General features: G+C 69.6%; 18 protein-coding genes and 1 pseudogene. 10 read left to right on the forward strand and 9 right to left on the reverse strand.

The annotated features are described in order from the left end of the window. Positions 1-161 precede the first annotated feature (161 nt). On the forward strand, positions 162-992 hold the full coding sequence (locus QWI33_RS05120; RefSeq protein ID WP_289955545.1) for a hypothetical protein: 831 nt from the start codon (positions 162-164) through the stop codon (positions 990-992). Between the two features lie 56 nt (positions 993-1,048). Next, the gene (trmB, locus tag QWI33_RS05125) at positions 1,049-1,738 is read left to right on the forward strand and encodes a tRNA (guanosine(46)-N7)-methyltransferase TrmB (RefSeq protein WP_289955548.1); all 690 of its coding nucleotides are present in this window, start codon (positions 1,049-1,051) and stop codon (positions 1,736-1,738) included. Between the two features lie 132 nt (positions 1,739-1,870). Here trmB and QWI33_RS05130 read toward each other — a convergent pair whose 3' ends face one another. The 8 genes from QWI33_RS05130 to QWI33_RS05165 all read right to left on the reverse strand — a co-directional run bounded on the left by QWI33_RS05130 (position 1,871) and on the right by QWI33_RS05165 (position 9,261). Beyond that, positions 1,871-3,112: a deoxyguanosinetriphosphate triphosphohydrolase gene (locus QWI33_RS05130; RefSeq protein ID WP_289955549.1), complete on the reverse strand. Its 1,242-nt coding sequence runs from the start codon at positions 3,110-3,112 to the stop codon at positions 1,871-1,873. 39 nt (positions 3,113-3,151) lie between these two features. Beyond that, positions 3,152-4,948 (reverse strand): hypothetical protein, encoded by a 1,797-nt coding sequence (locus QWI33_RS05135; protein ID WP_289955551.1) that lies wholly within the window; start codon positions 4,946-4,948, stop codon positions 3,152-3,154. A gap of 69 nt (positions 4,949-5,017) precedes the next feature. Further along, positions 5,018-5,776: an MBL fold metallo-hydrolase gene (locus QWI33_RS05140; RefSeq protein WP_289955552.1), complete on the reverse strand. Its 759-nt coding sequence runs from the start codon at positions 5,774-5,776 to the stop codon at positions 5,018-5,020. 6 nt (positions 5,777-5,782) lie between these two features. Further along, complete coding sequence (murI, locus tag QWI33_RS05145) at positions 5,783-6,586, reverse strand: glutamate racemase (RefSeq protein WP_270121045.1); 804 nt, start codon at positions 6,584-6,586, stop codon at positions 5,783-5,785. Positions 6,587-6,709: 123 nt separating this feature from the next. After that, positions 6,710-7,186 (reverse strand): hypothetical protein, encoded by a 477-nt coding sequence (locus tag QWI33_RS05150; RefSeq protein WP_289955556.1) that lies wholly within the window; start codon positions 7,184-7,186, stop codon positions 6,710-6,712. A gap of 240 nt (positions 7,187-7,426) precedes the next feature. Then, positions 7,427-8,377: a PLP-dependent cysteine synthase family protein gene (locus tag QWI33_RS05155; protein ID WP_289955558.1), complete on the reverse strand. Its 951-nt coding sequence runs from the start codon at positions 8,375-8,377 to the stop codon at positions 7,427-7,429. Positions 8,378-8,395: 18 nt separating this feature from the next. Next, on the reverse strand, positions 8,396-8,674 hold the full coding sequence (locus tag QWI33_RS05160; protein ID WP_289955559.1) for a MoaD/ThiS family protein: 279 nt from the start codon (positions 8,672-8,674) through the stop codon (positions 8,396-8,398). Positions 8,675-8,778: 104 nt separating this feature from the next. After that, on the reverse strand, positions 8,779-9,261 hold the full coding sequence (locus tag QWI33_RS05165; RefSeq protein WP_270115170.1) for a M67 family metallopeptidase: 483 nt from the start codon (positions 9,259-9,261) through the stop codon (positions 8,779-8,781). Between the two features lie 157 nt (positions 9,262-9,418). Between QWI33_RS05165 and QWI33_RS05170 the strand changes: the two genes are divergently transcribed. The 6 genes from QWI33_RS05170 (at position 9,419) to QWI33_RS05195 (ending at position 14,904) form a co-directional block, all read left to right on the forward strand. Beyond that, positions 9,419-10,714 carry a nicotinate phosphoribosyltransferase gene (locus QWI33_RS05170; RefSeq protein ID WP_289955563.1) on the forward strand — a complete coding sequence of 432 codons (1,296 nt, stop codon included), beginning with the start codon at positions 9,419-9,421 and terminating at the stop codon, positions 10,712-10,714. A 99-nt stretch (positions 10,715-10,813) separates the two neighbouring features. Then, on the forward strand, positions 10,814-11,590 hold the full coding sequence (locus QWI33_RS05175) for a sporulation protein (RefSeq protein ID WP_289955565.1): 777 nt from the start codon (positions 10,814-10,816) through the stop codon (positions 11,588-11,590). 162 nt (positions 11,591-11,752) lie between these two features. Then, positions 11,753-12,271, forward strand: a complete 519-nt coding sequence (locus QWI33_RS05180) for an EXLDI protein (protein WP_289955567.1) — start codon at positions 11,753-11,755, stop codon at positions 12,269-12,271. 418 nt (positions 12,272-12,689) lie between these two features. Then, positions 12,690-13,646, forward strand: a complete 957-nt coding sequence (locus QWI33_RS05185; protein WP_289955569.1) for an ATP-binding cassette domain-containing protein — start codon at positions 12,690-12,692, stop codon at positions 13,644-13,646. 45 nt (positions 13,647-13,691) lie between these two features. Beyond that, on the forward strand, positions 13,692-14,477 hold the full coding sequence (locus QWI33_RS05190) for an ABC transporter permease (protein ID WP_289955572.1): 786 nt from the start codon (positions 13,692-13,694) through the stop codon (positions 14,475-14,477). 196 nt (positions 14,478-14,673) lie between these two features. Then, the gene (locus QWI33_RS05195; RefSeq protein ID WP_289955574.1) at positions 14,674-14,904 is read left to right on the forward strand and encodes a DUF4287 domain-containing protein; all 231 of its coding nucleotides are present in this window, start codon (positions 14,674-14,676) and stop codon (positions 14,902-14,904) included. Between the two features lie 13 nt (positions 14,905-14,917). Here the strand turns inward: QWI33_RS05195 and QWI33_RS05200 are convergent. Then, positions 14,918-15,403, reverse strand: a pseudogene (locus QWI33_RS05200) (P-loop nucleotide/nucleoside kinase family protein); the annotation flags it as partial. Positions 15,404-15,480: 77 nt separating this feature from the next. On the opposite strand from QWI33_RS05200, the gene QWI33_RS05205 reads away from it, so the two are divergent. Together QWI33_RS05205 and QWI33_RS05210 are read left to right on the forward strand one after the other, a co-directional pair. Continuing rightward, positions 15,481-16,401 (forward strand): alpha/beta fold hydrolase, encoded by a 921-nt coding sequence (locus QWI33_RS05205; RefSeq protein WP_289955577.1) that lies wholly within the window; start codon positions 15,481-15,483, stop codon positions 16,399-16,401. Between the two features lie 148 nt (positions 16,402-16,549). Continuing rightward, positions 16,550-16,987: a hypothetical protein gene (locus QWI33_RS05210; protein WP_289955580.1), complete on the forward strand. Its 438-nt coding sequence runs from the start codon at positions 16,550-16,552 to the stop codon at positions 16,985-16,987. Positions 16,988-17,225: the final 238 nt, after the last annotated feature.

Genomic DNA, 17,225 nt, shown 5'->3' on the forward strand with positions numbered 1-17,225 from the left:
AAAAACCCGTCATAACCATGGATTGTGATGTGATTGTGACCAGGTGTGATCGTATTGGGACTTCCCGTCCTGGTTCCAGGCAACTGTCGGAATTACGTCAGGCCATTGCGTACAGTTTGCTAACGCATTCCCGGCCGACTTCGACGCAAGGGAGGTGAACGATGCCCGCGTCCGTCCTACTCGCACTCCTCGCCGCCACCGCCCTGCTGGCCCTCACCCCGGCCCTGGTGCGCCGCTACGACCCTGATGAGCGCATGATCGCCGACCGGGCCTCGTCCGACGCCCGCGTCCTCGACCGCGAAGGCCACCGCCCCACCCGGCCCGCCTCCCACGACACCGCCGAGCTCGAACTCCAGCACGCCGGGAGCCCGTCCGGGCAGGACGACTCCCTCGACGAACTCCTCGACGGCCAAGACCTTCCGGCGCAATCGAACTCACGCGGGTGGGAGCGGCGCGGCACGCGCCGCGGCGACTCGGTACGGTTGAAGGCCGACGAGTCGTACACCGGCGAGGACCCCGAGATGCACGAGCAGGCCAGGCTCCGGCGGATGCGCGCCGAATGGTGGCGGCGGCGCCACCGCCGCATTCTCTACGTGCTCATCGCACTGACCGTGCTCGAACTCGCCGGCGTCGCCATCGCCGGCCCCGGCTTCTGGGTCGGCGCGGGCCTCTCCACGGTCGCCCTCGGCGGCTACGTCTACTTCCTGCGCGAGCGCGCCAAGCGCCGGCGCCGGGCGGGCCGCCGGCCCAAGGCCATGATCACGGCCGAGCCCGAGCACGACGAGGTCGGCCCGCCCACCTACGTGCCCGAGCAGCCCGACGGGGACGAGGACGACGACGAGGAGCTCGGCCCCCGCGAGTCGTTCCTGTTCGAGAACGGCTCGCTCGACGAGGAGGCCCCGCCGCCGCCGCGCCCCGACCCGCGCCGTCCCGACGGCCCCGCGGGCGTGCGCGGGCGCTCCTACGAGGCGCCGGCGAAGCTCGAGCGCTGACGCCGCGCCGCTCATGAAGCAGCGCACACCGGGCCTGCCGCTAAACTTGCCCGGTTATGCCTGATGAGGAATCGCAGCACCGCCACATCCTGACGTTCAACTTCCGTCAAGGACGCAACAAGCCCCGCCACGACGAGGCCTTCGCGCGCCTGTGGCCGCGCTATGGCCTGGACTGGGAGCCGGACGAGGGCCGCATCGACTTCGCGAAGCTGTTCGGCCGCACCGCGCCCGTGATCCTCGAGATCGGCTCGGGCAACGGCGAGGCCGCCGCCGCGATGGGCGACGCCGACCGGGACCGCGACCTCCTCGCCGTCGAGGTCTACCCGCAGGGCATCGCCGACCTCATGGACCGCGCCGAAGCGCGCGGCCTCACGAACCTGCGGATCTACCAGGGCGACGCCCTGCCGCTGCTGTGGAAGGGCATCGCGCCCGGGTCGCTCGACGAGATCCGGGTGTACTTCCCCGACCCGTGGCCGAAGAAGCGCCACCACAAGCGCCGCATCATCCAGGCCGAGCACGTGAAGACGATGGCAGGGCTCCTGCGCCCCGGCGGGGTCCTCCACTGCGCGACGGACATCGCGGACTACGCGGAGCAGATGCTCGAGGTCCTCACGGCGGACGAGGCCTTCGCGAACACCGCCGAGGGCTACGCCCCGCGCCCCGATCACCGCCCGGTCACGAAGTTCGAGCGCCGCGGTGTGAAGGCCGACCGCGAGATCTTCGACCTGATCTTCACCAAGCGCTGAGAGGGGTACCTCGTCTGCGTGACCGCGGTCCGCCATGACCTCACGGTGCTCCGCGTCGGCGAGGACTTCCGCGCCGCGGCATCGGTGATGCCAGTGCTGCGCGAACGGGATGCTCGCTTGCTCGGCTGAGCCTCAGGCCGTGAGGCGCTGGTGCCAGGCCGCTGCTGAGGCATCGGTGAGGGAGGCGACCTGGTCGATGGCGACGCGGAGTCGTGCGGTGTCGTCCGAGGCCCGGTTCCAGAGTTCGGCGAACATCGGTTCCATGGCGTCCGCGCCGCGGTCGCAGAGCAGGGCGACGAGGTCCTGGAGGATCTCGCGCTGGCGGGTGTACCAGGTCTCGTCGCTGCGGGGCTGCATCACGTAGCACCAGGCGATGCCTTTGAGCAGGGCGCATTGGACGCGTTCGCGTTCGGGGACGACGAGGTCGGCGTCGTAGCGGCGGAACCGGCCGTCGCCGAACCGCTCCCTGGTGGCCTTGGCGGCGGCGTTCACGAAGCGGCCCACCATGGTCGAGGTGAAGTTCTTGACCGCGACCATGGCGCCGAACGAGCCGTCGTAGTCGTGGATGCCGGCCAGGACGGGGTCCGCCAGCAGGTCGCGGAGCGCTTCGCCGAGGGCCGCGGGCGACTCGTCGGAGTAGCGGCCCGCGACGGCGTCGCAGACCCGGGCCTGCTCGTCGGTGTCGCGCATGAGCTTCGCGAGGTTGATGTAGCCGCCGTGGAGGCCGTCCTCGACGTCGTGCACGGAGTAGGCGACGTCGTCGGACCAGTCCATGACCTGGGCCTCAAGGCATTTGACGCCTTCGGGGGCGCCGTCGCGGAGCCATTCGAAGACGTGCCGGTCGTCCTCGTAGACGCCGAACTTCCGCACGCCCTCGCGGGCGGTCCACGGGTACTTGCAGGTCGCGTCGAGCGAAGCGCGCGTGAGGTTCAGGCCCACGGAGCGGCCCTCGCCGTCGAGCACCTTCGCCTCCAGGCGGGCGAGGACGCGGAGGGTCTGGGCGTTGCCCTCGAAGCCGCCGCAGGGACCGGCGACCTCGTGGAGGGCGTCTTCGCCGTTGTGCCCGAAGGGCGGGTGGCCGAGGTCGTGGGCGAGCCCGGCGACGTCGACGACGTCGGAGTCGCAGCCGAGGTCCTGGCCCATCTCGCGGGAGATCTGGGCGACTTCGAGGGAGTGGGTGAGGCGGGTGCGCAGGAAGTCGTCGGTGCCGGCCGTGTGGACCTGGGTCTTGTCGGCGAGGCGCCGGAACCCGGCCGAGTGGAGGATGCGGGCGCGGTCGCGCTGGAACGGGGTGCGGACCGAGTCGGGCTCTGCGACCAGCCGCTCCTCGGCGGGCCGGCGCGCCTGGTGGGTACGGAGAACGGGATCGGTCACGCCATCGAGCGTAGCGCGGCCGATCCCGTTCGACAGTCGTTAATCCTTCAGGTAGAGGCGCATGACGCCGGTGCCGTCGCCGTCCTCGGCGCCGTGGGCCCACGCGAAGGCCGAGAGCGGTTCGAGGCCGGCGAAGTCGTCGGGGTACTCCTCGGCGGCGCGGCCGAGGTCGACCCAGGCGACGACGGAGCACTTGCCGGGGGTGTTCGCGGCGAAGTCGCTGAAGCGGTCGTCTTCGGCGAGCGTGCCTTCGGCGGTGGCCGGACCGGCGTAGCTCAGTTCCGAGCCGTCCACTTCGATGCCTTCGGGGAGGGGCTCGCCCTCGCTCCAGGTCGTGATGAGTTCCTGGAGTTCCTGGGCGCGCTCCTCGGCGAGGTGGGCGGCGAAGTGGAGCGAGTCGGGGTCGATGTCGTCGTCGTTGCTGAAGTTCCCGCCGCCGCTGAGGGTGGCGCCGGCCAGGAGGCCGGTGAGGTCGTTCACGGTGGATTCGACCTCGCCGAAGTCGGGGCCGTAGGACTCCTCGACGTAGGGGTCGTCCTCGGTGCCGGCGGCCCAGAAGCGGGACTCGAGCTCGGCGTAGCGCGCCTCGTCCTCGGGGGCGAGCGTGTCGGCCCAGAACTGGGCGTCGAGCTCCAGGTACTCGGCGTACTCCTCGGCGGTGAGCGGGGCTTCGACCGGTTCCGACGCGGCGGCGTCGACGCCGTAGAAGTCCTCGAAGAAGCCGAGCCAGGTCTTGGTGACCTCGTCGATGTTCTCGGGGACGTAGGCGGAGACGGCGATGTCGGAGGCGGGCAGGTCGCCCGTGGACTCGACGAGCCCGTCGGTGCCGGTCCACAGGTGGTCGGCGTCGCCGAACATCCGGTAGGTGAGCTGGAAGCCCTGGTCGAAGGCGGAGAAGCCGTAGATGAGGTGCCCGGAGTAGAGGTCCTTGACGGCCTCGCTCTCGGTGCCGTAGGTCATCTCGGCGAGGTCGCCGACGGCCTCCATGTCGACCCAGTGGACGAGGAGCTGGTCCTCGTCGAGCCAGGCGCGGGCCTCGCTGTACTGGTCGGACTCGGCGAGCGGCTGGTCGGAGGCCTCGGTCTCGGCGGCGGCGAGCGCGTCGGCGGCGCCGGTCTCGCCGATGACGACGAGGACGTGGTCGTCCTCGACGGTGTAGGCGAACTGCTCCTCGGTGGTGCCGGCGGCGGTGCGGATCTGGGCCATGCCGTCTTCGGCGGCCTCGGCGTCGGTGCTGGCGAGGCTCAGGACGGCGAAGGTCTGGTCGTCGTGCTCCCAGGTGGCGAGGCCGTGGCGGCGCCCGAGCCAGGAGTTGATGTCCTCGTCGGCGTCGACGCCTTCGATGCCGGACTCGTCGATGAAGCCGTCGATGAGCTCGTTCGTGTCGTCGTACTCCTCGAGGTCCTCGAACTTCTGGAGGTGCTCGAGGAGCTTCGGGGTCTGGTCGAAGGAGGGGTCGAGGTTGAGCTCGACGTACATGGTCGCGGTGGCGGGGAAGCTCTCGGCCGGGTCGGGGCCCTGGTTCAGGACGAACTTGAAGAGGACGACCGCGCCGACGGCGGCGAGGAGCACGACGGAGAGGATCGCGGCGACGGCGACCTTGGGGCCGCGCCCGCGCGGGTTCCCGCCCTGCACCGGGACCGGTGCGTACGCGCCGGGCGGGACGTAGGCCCCGGGCGGCTGCTGCGGCACGCCCTGCTCCACATAGGGCTGGGGCTGCTGCGGCTGGTAGGCCCCGGGCGGGGGCTGGTACGCGCCCGGCGGCGGCCCGTAAGCGCCCGGAGGCGGCTGGTTGGGGTCGCCGGGGTACGGCTGGGGGCTGGCATCGCTCGACATCCTTCGACGCTACGGCCCTTGTGCAACAACCGAATCCCGGGAACGTGCCAAATGCGGCTCGGTGGGCGGTCAGAACTCGTAGACCTGGCCGGGGCGCACGACCTCGACCGGTCCGGTGTAGGCGGCGCGGGCCTCGGCGAGGGTCTGGTCCTTGGAGTTCCAGGGCTCGACGAGGTGGGTGAGGAGCAGGCGGGCGGCCCCGGACTTCGTGGCGTACTCCCCCGCTTCCTTCCCGGTGAGGTGCACGTCCTTCGGGTTCTCGCGGCCCTCCAGGTAGGAGGCTTCGGCGAGGAGCACGTCGCAATGGGTGGCGAGCGCTTCGAGCGCCTGGCACGGACCGGAGTCGGAGGTGTACGCCAGGGAGGACCCGGCGTGCTCGACGCGGAGGCCGTAGGTCTCCACGGGGTGCGCGACGCGGTCGACGGTGACGGTGAGCGGGCCGAGGTCGAACGTGCCGGACTGGAGCTCGCGGAAGTCGTAGACGTCGCGCATGTTCGGGCTGCACAGCTCGCCCTGGCCGCCGTAGGCGGCGACGATGCGGTCGGCGACGCCGGTGGGGCCGTAGAGCGGCAGCGGGTGCTTCGGCGCGTCGGAGGCGTAGCGGCGCATGACGGCGTACGCGCAGGCGTCGAAGAAGTGGTCGGCGTGCAGGTGGGTGACGATGACCGCGTCGATCAGGTGCGGGTCGAGGTGCTTCTGCAGCTCACCGAGGGATCCGGTGCCGAAGTCGATGAGCAGTCGGTAGCCGCCCGCTTCGACCAGGTAGGCCGAGCAGGGGGTGTCGGGTGCCGGGAACGAGCCGGCGCAGCCGATAACCGTCAGTTTCATGGCAGATCACACCTTGTCCAGTACGGCCGCCGCCGCGTTCGGGAACAGGTTCCCCAGGAACCGCCGCGCGGTCCTGGTGAAGGCCTCCGGGTCGCCGGTCGCGAGGAACCGGTGCTCGGGGGTGTCGGTGCGGGCGGCCAGGAGGTCGTGGTCGGTGAGCACGCGGTAGAGTTCGCGCGCGCTCTCGCTCGCGGAGTTCACCAGTGTCACGTCCTCTCCCATCACCAGTCCTATGAGTCCCGACAGCAGCGGATAGTGGGTGCAGCCCAACACGACAGTGTCGACGTCCGACTGCTGTAGCGGCTCAAGGTACCCCTGGGCGAGGCCCAGGAGCTGTCGGCCGGTTGTCACACCGCGTTCCACGAAATCCACGAACGCCGGGCAGGCCACTGCGGTCGCCTTGACGTCCGGGACGGCGTTGAACGCGTCCAGGTACGCACCCGAGGAGATCGTCGAAACCGTCCCGATGACCCCGACCCGGCCGGTGCGCGTCGTGGCGACGGCGCGGCGGACGGCGGGCCGGATGACCTCGACGACGGGAATGTCGTAGCGGTCTCGGATGTCGGCCAGGCTCGCGGCCGAAGCGGAGTTGCAGGCGATCACGAGCGCCTTGACCTCCTGTTCGACCAGGTGGTCGCAGACGTCGAGTGAAAGCTTGCGGACCTCGGCGATGGGCCTGGGACCGTACGGGACGTGGGCGGTGTCGCCGACGTAGACCAGTTGCTCGGCGGGCAGCAGTTCGCTGATCGATCGGGCGACGGTCAGGCCTCCGACACCGGAGTCGAAGATCCCGATGGGCGCGTCGTTCATGGGCTACGAGCGTACGTCCAAACGGGCCTGAAGCGCCCCTGCTCGTCACGGGAATGTCGCCAAAATGACAGGGTGGCGATCGCCACAAGATCGGTGTTCGAACGAGCGGCGGGGCCCGGCGTGCTAGGCGCGCAGCATCACGAACGCGGCGAAGAGGGTGATCGTGGCGGCGGCCATGAACATCCACGGCACGCCTTTGAAGCGCAGTGTCGCGAAGGCCATCATCGTCAGGAGCATGCCGATCACGCCGCAGGTGATGAACGCGGGCGTGAACCAGGCGGGGCTTTCACCGAAGACGCGGAAGAGGCCCACGACCGCGGTCGCGACCCCGGCGAGCACGAGCACGAGCGCCCAGCTGGCGACGCCGGCGAGCCGGCGCAGGCGCACCGCGGGCTTCTCGGGGCGCAGCGGCGCGGGGTCCTTCGCAGCCGTGATGCCGCCCTGGATGCTGCCGAGCGCGGATTTCTCCACTTTCGGCACCGGGCTGCTCCCCCAGGCGTTCTCCGCGGCCGCGCCTTCGGGGGCCGTGCCCTGCTTTGGCGGACCGCTCGGCTTGCGGAGCGAGACGGAACGCAGCTTGAGCTTGCCGGCGGGACTCATACGGCCCAGGCTAGCAAAGCCACTGAGGACGACTCAGGATCGCACCGCAGCGGTGCGGCGCAGACCTCGCGGAACGAAAGGCCGGGCAAGCGGGCCGGGCCCGCGCGATGTCGTACCCCCGCGGGACCCTTGTACTCGGGGCGTTCGCGCCCGACACACCCGACCCCGGGGTCCGGACCAGCGCAAACGAAAGCCGGGCCGCGCATCCGCGCGGGCCCGGCCCTCCAGCACTCTGCCTCGCTAGGCCCAGACTTGACCGTCGAGGGCGTTCGCCGCGTCGTCCATCCCGTCCGAGTACGCGCCGGTCGAGAGGTACTTCCAACCGCCGTCGGCGACGAGCAGCGCGATGTCCGCGGCCCGGCCCGCCTTCGCGGCCTCGCGCGCCAGCGCGAGCCCCGCGTGCAGCACCGCGCCCGTGGAGAGCCCCACGAACAGGCCCTCCTCGCTCAGGATCTCGCGAGTGCGGCGCAGCGCGTCCTCGGTGCCCACCGAGAGCCGCCGGTCGAGCACCTTCTCGTCGTACAGCTCGGGCACGAACCCCTCGTCGAGGTTCCGCAGCCCGTACACGAGCTCGCCGTACCGCGGCTCGGCCGCCACGATCTGCACGCCCGGCGCCTGCTCGCGCAGGTACCGGCCCACGCCCATGAGCGTGGCCGTGGTGCCGAGCCCGGCCACGAAGTGCGTGATCTCGGGCAGGTCGCGCAGCAGTTCGGGCCCGGTGCCCTCGTAGTGCGCGGCGGCGTTCGCCGGGTTCGCGTACTGGTTGAGCATCACCAGGTCAGGACGTTCGGCGGCCATGAGACGGGCTTTCGCGACGGCCGCGTTCGAGCCGCCCGCAGCCGGCGAGAACACGATCTCCGCGCCGAACGCGGTCAGCAGCTGCCGCCGCTCCAGCGAGGTGTTCTCGGGCATGACGGCGATCAGCTTGTAGCCCTTGCGCCGCGCCAGCATCGCCACGGCGATGCCGGTGTTCCCCGAGGTCGGTTCGAGGATCGTCGCACCGGGTTGCAAGAGCCCGTCGTCTTCGGCCGCCTCGATCATCTTGGCGGCCACCCGGTCCTTGACCGAGCCGGTCGGGTTCGCGCCCTCGAGCTTCACCCACAGCCGGATGTCCGGCGAGGGCGAGAGCCGCGGGAGTCCGACGAGCGGCGTGTCGCCGACCGTCGCGGTGATGTCCGTGAAGCGTGCCACGGCCATTCCTTTCCCGAACTACATGCCGCCCGCGACGGCGGGGAGGATGGTGACCTGGTCGCCGTCGGCGAGCGGGGCGTCGAGGCCGCCGATGAACCGCACGTCCTCGTCGTTGATGTAGACGTTCACGAAGCGGTGCAGGGTGCCCTCGTCGGTCACGATGCGGCCCTTGAGGCCGGCGTGCTGGGAGTCGAGGCTGTCGAACAGCTTCGCCAGGGTGTCGCCTTCGCCGGAGACGAGCTTCTGGCCGCCGGTGTGGGTGCGGAGGATGGTGGGAACGCGGACTTCAACGGACATGATGGATTTTCCTTCGATTCTCTGAACAGCCCGGCAGGGGCCGTCGATGTGTCTGACGCGCAGCGGGTACTGCATGACGAACGCCGGTCGAGCCCGGCGGGAACTCAGGAACAGTCGTAGACCGTCGAGTCGGGGGTGTGGGCGAACTTGTAGCTCTGCACCGCCTCGGGCGCACCGGTGACCTCGATGGGCTCCTCGGTGATCACCTCGTCGGCGATGCGGAACGAGCGGACCTCGGCGATGTCCGGGTCCTTCGTCGTCACCAGCACGTAGTGCGCGCCCGGCAGGCCCAGCTGCGAGGCGATCCCCGCGTCTGAGCGCGAAGGGTAGGCCTCGGTGTGGGTGTGGGAGTGGTAGGCCACGACGACTTCCTCGTCGTTGTCCCACATCTGGTCGTAGACCTGCTTCCACTCTTCCGAGTCGAACTCGTAGAAGGTGGCGGAGCGGGCAGCGTTGATCATCGGGATGTGCCTCTTCGGCGCTCCCGTGCCCTCGGGGCCCGCGATGAGACCGCACGCCTCGTCGGGGTGGTCAGCCCGGGCGTGCGCGACCATCGCCTCGACCAGTTCATGCGCGATCCGCAACACGCAAGCAAGCGTACACGCGGCGCGACGGGGCCAGAAGCCCTCGCTCAGAGCGTGAGACAAGGCCCTCCACCTGCAATGGGAGGGAATAAACGGACGGGTGTGAACACCGCTCGCTCACGGGGCCCGCGCGTTCCACAGGTGCATTACGCTCACCACTATGTCCGTCACGCTGCCGCGCACGCCCCTGTACACCGACCACTACGAGTACACGATGCTCGAAGCGGCCCTCCGCGACGGCACCGCCGAGACGCCGTGCGTCTTCGAGGTCTTCGGCCGCCGCCTGCCCACCGGCCGCCGCTACGGCGTCGTCGCCGGCATCGGCCGCCTCTCCGAGGCCATCGAGCGCTTCCGCTTCGAGGACAGCGACCTCGAGGACCTCACTTCGCGCGGGGTCGTCAAGCAGTCCACGGCCGAGTGGCTCGCCGACTACCGCTTCAAGGGCGACATCGACATCTACGCCGAGGGCGAGCTGTACTTCCCCGGCTCCCCCATCGTCACCCTCACCGGGACGTTCGCCGAGTGCGTGCTCCTGGAGACGCTGACCCTCTCGATCCTCAACCACGACAGCGCGATCGCCAGCGCCGCCGCCCGCATGGTCACGGCCGCGCGCGGCCGGCCGATCCTGGAGATGGGTTCGCGGCGCACGCATGAGGCGGCGGCGATCGCGGCGTCGCGCGCGGCGTACCTGGCCGGGTTCGTGGCGACGTCGAACCTGGAGGCCGGGCGGCGGTACGACGTGCCGACCTCGGGTACCAGCGCGCACGCGTTCACGCTGCTGCACAAGTCCGAGGTCGAGGCGTTCCAGGCGCAGATCGACGCGTTCGGCACTGACACGACGCTGCTGGTGGACACGTACGACATCACGCAGGGCATCCGCAACGCGATCGCGGTGGCGGGGCCGCGCCTGCGCGCGATCCGCATCGACTCGGGCGACCTCGATGTGATGGCCACCGGCGCAAGGGAGCTCCTGGACGAACTGGGAGCGCATGACACGAAGATCGTGGTCTCCGGTGACTTGGACGAGTTCTCGATCGCGGCGCTGGCGGCGGCCCCTGTGGACATCTACGGGGCGGGCACGGCGGTCGTGGTCGGGTCGGGCGCGCCCACGGCACAGCTGGTCTACAAACTGGTCGAAGTGGAGGGTCGCCCGGTTGCGAAGCGCTCGGAGCACAAGGGCACCAATGGAGGTCGCAAAGTCGCGGTGCGCCGGCACAAGCCGACGGGCACGGCGACGGAGGAAGTGATCGTCTCCCAGGGAGTGCCGGAGTCGATGCCGGGCGACAAGCTGCTGCAGACGCCGCTGTTCCGCCAAGGCGAACTCGTGCAGCAGTCGTCGCTTGAGGAGTCGCGCGAACTGCTGCGCCAGCGGCTCATCTCGATCCCTTGGGAGGGGCTGAAACTCTCCCCCGGCGATCCGGCGATTCCGGTGGTCCAGCTGCATGGGGGCGAATAGCGGCGGCGCTTTCGGGATACGATCGACGCGCCCCTGTCCGCGTTCCCACCCCCTGTGCCTTCGTAGTACCTGCGATCCTCCCCGAAAGGAACCGCCCCAATGGTGTTCAGCAAGCTCAAGGCCATTCTCGGTAGTGGCATCCAAGTCGACACGCTCCTGCACGAGAAGCACGTCGTCCCCGGCGGCGTGATCAAGGGCGAGGTGCGGATCTCCGGTGCCGAGGTGGACGCCGCGGTGGAGAGCGTCGAGATCGAGTTCACCGCTCTGGTCGAGGACGACAGCAAGGGCGAGGACGCGGCCGGCGTCGTGCACGACTACTTCCGGGCGGAGATCTCGGGCAAGTTCGACCTCGCGAAAGGCACTGCCCACCCGATCGCGTTCGAGGTGCAGGTGCCTTGGGAGACGCCGTTCAACAATGTCGCCGAGCGCCCGCTCGTGGGCGGCATGAAGCTGGGCGTGTCGACGCACCTGTCGCTGGACCAGGCCCTGGACAAGGGCGACCTGGACTGGCTGACGGTGGAGGCGCTGCCGGTGCACCGGGCGGTCTGGGAGGCGCTGGAGGCCTTGGGCTTCGCGTTCCAGGAGACGGACCTCGAGCTGGGCACGATCCAGGGCGCGACGGTGCCGTTCTACCAGGAGGTCGAGTTCTGGGCGACCGAGGGCGAGTTCCACGGCCGGGTGCGCGAGCTGGAGGTCGTGTTCGTGGCCGGCGAGGCGAACACCGATGTGGTGTTCGCTGCGGACAACTCGGCGGAGCTGCTGGCTCCGGACCTGAACTCGACGATCCGGTTCTCGCTGCCGACGGCCGAGCCGGGCGATGTGACGGAGACCGTGAAGGCGCAGCTGACGCAGCTGCTGGCCCAGAAGGGCGCATAAGCGCAGCTAGAAGAGCCAAGGGGCGGTCCCGCGAGCAATCGCGGGGCCGCCTTCTCGCGTGCCGGCGGAAAACTTAGGGAGCGGACTTGCGCATGTTCTACGTATACGTATAGTATCTACGTATACGAAGGACAGCCCCTGGAAGGAGGTTAAGATGCCGTCATGCCCAACAAGACGATCTACGTCGCCGACAAGGACCTGCCGCTCTACACCCGAGCGCAGGAACTCGCGGGAGGCAACCTCTCCAAGGCGATCTCGACGGCGCTCAAGCGCTACGTCGACGCCGAGGAGGGCCGCCTCGAGGGCTACGAGGAGATCACCGTCCCCGTCGGCCCGGGCACCGGCCGCAAGCGCCAGCGCCAGCGGTTCACCGGCGTCAAGCTCGGCGAGTGGGTCCGCTCGGACAGCAACAAGGCCGAGATCTACCGGGTCTACCGCTCGCGCTCGGGCAAGTTCGTGATCCACACCGAGAAGACGCCCGACTTCGTGCACGAGACGAGCGAGACGGGCTGGCGCAAGCTCCTCGGCTTCGGCGAGCAGAGCTTCGCCATGAACTACGGGGACGCCACCCTCGAAGTGGTCGAGACCCTCGAGGACCTCAAGGCGAAGATCCCGGCCGAGCTGTACCAGATGGTCGCCGCGACGGCCGAGGCCCCGCCGGTGCAGGACCTCGACATCTGAGCCGCCTCGACCGCTAGAGCGCCTCGCGCCCAAGCAAGTCGAGTTGACCGGACGTCCCGAACGCGCCGACCCGCTCCAGCGAGCCGAGCCCACTGACATCCGCGGCCCCGGGCGCATCCCGGTGGCCGCCCGCACCCGCAGACCGCTGACCGACCCGGGGCGGAGCCCTGTCCACCGACAGTCCACATTGCACGGTCGTCGTGCCTGAACATCGAGGTGAAACCGTGTTCGACCTTGGAATGGTGCTCACGCTCTTCCCGCCGCCGCGCCCCCTGTCGCCGGACCTGTCGCCATGTCAGGTCGATGTCAGCGCCGTGTCAGCAGCCCCGGCCAAAGTACTCACATGCCCGGCGAGGGAAACCGAACCGGCCGATCCTCCCAACGACGCAGACCACGAAGACCCCCGAAAGCAGGAATCATGACCACCAAGCCGATCGCGATCGAAGCCCGCAACCTCACCAAGTCCTACGGCGAGAAGTCCGTCCTCGGCGGCGTCGACATCTCCGTCCCCGAAGGCACCATCTTCTCCCTGCTCGGCCCCAACGGCGCCGGCAAGACGACGACGGTCAACATCCTCACGACCCTGATCCCCGCCAGCGGCGGCGACGCGTTCATCCACGGCAACCACGTCGTGGGCGACGCCGACGCGGTGCGCGGCAGCATCGGCGTCACCGGCCAGTTCGCGGCCGTCGACGGCCTGCTCACCGGCCGCGAGAACCTCCACCTCATGGGGCGCCTGCACCACCTGGGCAAGGCGGAGACCAAGCGCCGCACCGAGGACCTGCTGGAGCGGTTCGACCTCGTCGAGGCGGCGAAGCGCGCCCCGGCCACCTACTCGGGCGGCATGAAGCGCCGCCTCGACATCGCGATGTGCCTCATGGGCGACCCGAAGGTGATCTTCCTGGACGAGCCGACCACCGGCCTCGACCCGGCCGGGCGCCGCGTCGTCTGGTCGATCATCCGCGATCTCGTCAAGGGCGGCACCACGATCTTCCTGACCACGCAATACCTGGAGGAGGCCGACGAGCTGGCCGACAGGATCGCGGTCCTCGACGGCGGCAAGATCGTCGCCGAGGGCACGCCCGAGGAGCTCAAGCGGCTCGTCCCCGGCGGCCACGTCAAGCTCCGCCTCCACCGCGGCGAGCAGGTCGCGAAGGCCGTGCAGATCCTCTCCGCCACCGTCTCGGACACCGACTCGCTCGGCGTCCAGGTCGCCTCTGACGGCTCGGTCGACTCGCTGCGCAAGATCCTCGACACGATCGACCGCGAGGGCATCGAGGTCGACGAGCTCACGGTGCACACGCCGGACCTCGACGACGTCTTCCTGACCCTCACCGGCCACACCACGAACCTCGAAGCCGCGGCCTCCGCGTAACCCGCCCCCCTGAACCTTTCCGCTACGCCCACAAGGAGAACTCCGATGAGCACCCTCGCCTACACCGTTTCCGACACCTCCACGATGCTGCGCCGCCAGCTCAAGCACATGCTCCGCTACCCGTCCCTGACGATCATGCTCGTCGGCATGCCGGTGGTCTTCCTCCTCCTGTTCGTCTACGTCTTCGGCGGGACGATCGGCGACGGACTCGGCGGCCCGACCGGCGGCCGCGAGGCGTACCTGACCTACCTGACGCCGGGCATGCTGCTGATGGCGATCGTCGCCGCCGTGCAGGGCACCGCGATCAGCGTCGCGATGGACATGACCGAAGGCATCATCGACCGCTTCCGCACCATGTCGATCGCCCGGGTCTCCGTCCTCACCGGACATGTCATCGGCTCGATGATCCAGTCCTTCCTGTGCATGGCCGTGACGCTGGGCGTCGCCATCGCGATCGGCTTCCGCCCCGAGGCGGACGCCCTCGGCTACCTCGGGCTCGCCGGAGTCCTGGCCCTGATCTCCTTCGGCCTCACCTGGCTCACGGTGGGTCTGGGCATGGCCGCCAAGAGCGTCGAAGAAGCCTCGAACTCGCCGATGCCGCTGATGCTCCTGCCCTTCCTCGGGTCGGCCTTCGTGCCCACCGACTCGATGCCCACCGTGGTCCAGTACTTCGCCGAGTACCAGCCCTTCACCCCGTTCATCGAGGTCGTCCGCAGCCTCCTGTTCGCCAACGCGGTGGACGGCAAGGACCTGGTCCTGACGATCGCCTGGTCGCTGGCGTTCGCTCTGCTGGGCTACGTGATCGCGAAGAAGAAGTTCAACAAGCGCTAAGCGCCGCAAGCCGACTCCAACACCCGAGCCCGGCCCCGCACCTCGCGGGGCCGGGCTGTCGCCATGCCCGTGCACCCCGGCGATGAGGCGCGCCCGCAATGCCGCGTGACGGCCGACACGGAGTCCCCCCGTCGCGATGAATCCGCGCCGGGACCCTCGTCTTCACGGGTGTAGCAACCGCACTTGGAGGACCCGCATGACCGCGCCGCAGCCCAATGGCCCGCACTCGTACTTCCCCTCGATCGAGAAGAAGTACGGCCGCCCGATCGCCGACTGGCTCGCCGACATCGCCGCGAGCGATCTCGACGGCCACAAGCCGCTCGTCGAATGGCTCAAGACCGAGCACGGCATGGGGCACGGCCACGCGAACGCCCTCGTGACCTACCAGCGCAACCCGGGCAAGTGGCCGGTCTACACCGGCGGGTGAGGACGCCTCCGGCCTAGGACGACGGCCGGTCGAACAGGTCGAGTTCGGCCGGTGCCGGGGCCTCGAACAGGCGCAGCCACTCCCGGAGCATCGCGGCGGTCAGCACCGGCGCACCCGGTTCCCGGTTCCGGACGGCGATGCGCCGCTCCAGTTCGGTCATCGGCACCGCGAGGTAGCGCAGTTCGACGCGCGCGCCCAGTTCACGGGCCCGAAGCCGCTTCTCGTCCCGCTCCGAACGCCCCCAGAAGCCGTTCTCCAGGATCACGCTGGTCCCGACGGCCAGCAGCCTCTGAGCTTGGTTCCATTGGCGCTGTTCAAGATCCGCGCGCGCCGCCTCATCGAACAGGTCGGCGCCCTCCGCCGCAAGCTGCTCATCGGGGCACAGGCGCACCGCGGGCAGCTCGCGTTCCAAGCGCCTGGCCAGCGTGGTCTTCCCGGCCCCGGGCAGGCCGCACATGAGCACCAGACTCGGACTTCGGTCGCTCACGATCACCGCTCTCCTCGCATCCTCCGGCGATCATCGCAGGGTTCAGGGAGGTGGTGTCGCCTGGTGCGGGAGTGGTGTAGACCTTGGGCATGGTTCTTCCTGCTGAAGTGGTCGCGCCCGTGATGGTCGAAGTGGGCCGGGGGCATCGTCTGGCGGTGCGCCGCCGCGGGGACGGCGGTGTGCCGCTGCTGCTCGTCCACGGGTTCCCGTGCACCAGCAGGATCTGGTCGCACAATCTGATCCCCTTGGCCGAAGCGGGATTCGACGTGGTCGCGGCGGACCTGCGCGGCTACGGCGACTCCGACTTCGCGCCCGACGAGTACTACGACTTCAACGCGTTCAACACCGACCTGACCGGGCTGCTCGACGCCCTCGGGTGGGACAAGGCCGTCGTCGCCGGGCACGACCTCGGCGCGATGATCGCCATCGACATGGCGACCCGCCACCCCGACCGGGTCGAACGCCTGGTCATCCTGGACGACTCCATGCCCGAACTCGACGAGGCGTTCGCCGCCGCAGGCATCCCGGCCGGACGTCCCAAGCCCGCCGTCTACGACTACCAACGCCGCCAAGGGCTCCACGCCGAGGAACTGGTCGCCGAACTGGACACGCCCGAGCGCCGCCGCCGGTACATCGGCGAGTTCTTCGGCCACCGGATGTGGTGCCCGCCCGACGCGTTCGACGCCGATGACCTGGCCTTCCTGACCGAGCCCTACGGCGACGCGGCCAGGCTGCGCGCGTCCTTCGCCGACTACGAGGTCGTCATGGGCGCCAGGAAGCTCTCCGCTCCCGAGATGACCGACCGCCCCGTCCCGCACCGGACCCTGGTCCTCGTCGGCGCCGACCAGGTGACCCTCGGCGAGCACATCGAGGAGCAGTGCGCCATCGCCTTCCCCGCCGCGGTCGGGCCCTTCTGGGTCAAGGGCGCCGGACACTTCATGCCATGGGAACGGCCCGAGATCGTCAACCGCGCGATCGCTTCCTTCTGCGGTGACCTCCTCTCCGCCTGAGGCGAGGACGAACCGCTCGATTGCGCTACCGCGATGCCGGTCCCGCCGGTGTCCCGCCGGTCTACCGCCTCGCAAACCCTCCTCAATCGCTACAGGATGGAGGCAGCCGTGGGGTCCGTTCCCACGGATGAACCGCGAGGGGATCGCAATGCGACTACTCAAGAGCGCCAACGTCAAACGTGTGATCGCCACGGCCTCCGCTTCGGCTGTCGCCGTCGTCGGCACCATGCTCATCTCCGCCGCCCCCGCCGAGGCCGCGTGCCAGGGCGACAACGCGCACACGATCACTCACTACGAGAACGGCGTCGCCGTCGCGCAGGAGCGCCGGGTGTCCGGCACCTGCGACGGCAACGGGGTCTACACCGGCGAGCTTCGCGACCTGCGCCCCGCTGACGGCTACTCCGCGAAGGTGCGATACAAGGAGGGCGACTTCAACGAGGTCGTGTTCAGCACCATGAGCAGCTCCTGGCAGCGCTACACCTACCGCGAGAAGACCCCCGACACCGGGACGCCCTACGCGTCGATGCAGGTCTACGCGAACGCGGCACACCGACCCGATATCTACACCCCGAACTACGGCTTCTAAGAAAGCCACAGCCCGGCCGCGGCATGCCGCGGCCGGGCCCTCTCCTGTACCGCCTGCCCTGGCGGGCAAGCGAAGCAGAGCTCCGGGTGTTGCCCACCTGCTGATCGCTGCGACGGTTCCTCCGCGCCTCGCGACTCCGATTCCCGCCTCTATCCCGCCGGTGTCCCGCCTTGTAAACGACCTCGCCCGTCATCAGACTGGGGCTGATCGACGCGGCCTCCTGCGCCCAGTTCGCTTC

Source organism: Glycomyces tritici, assembly GCF_030403505.1.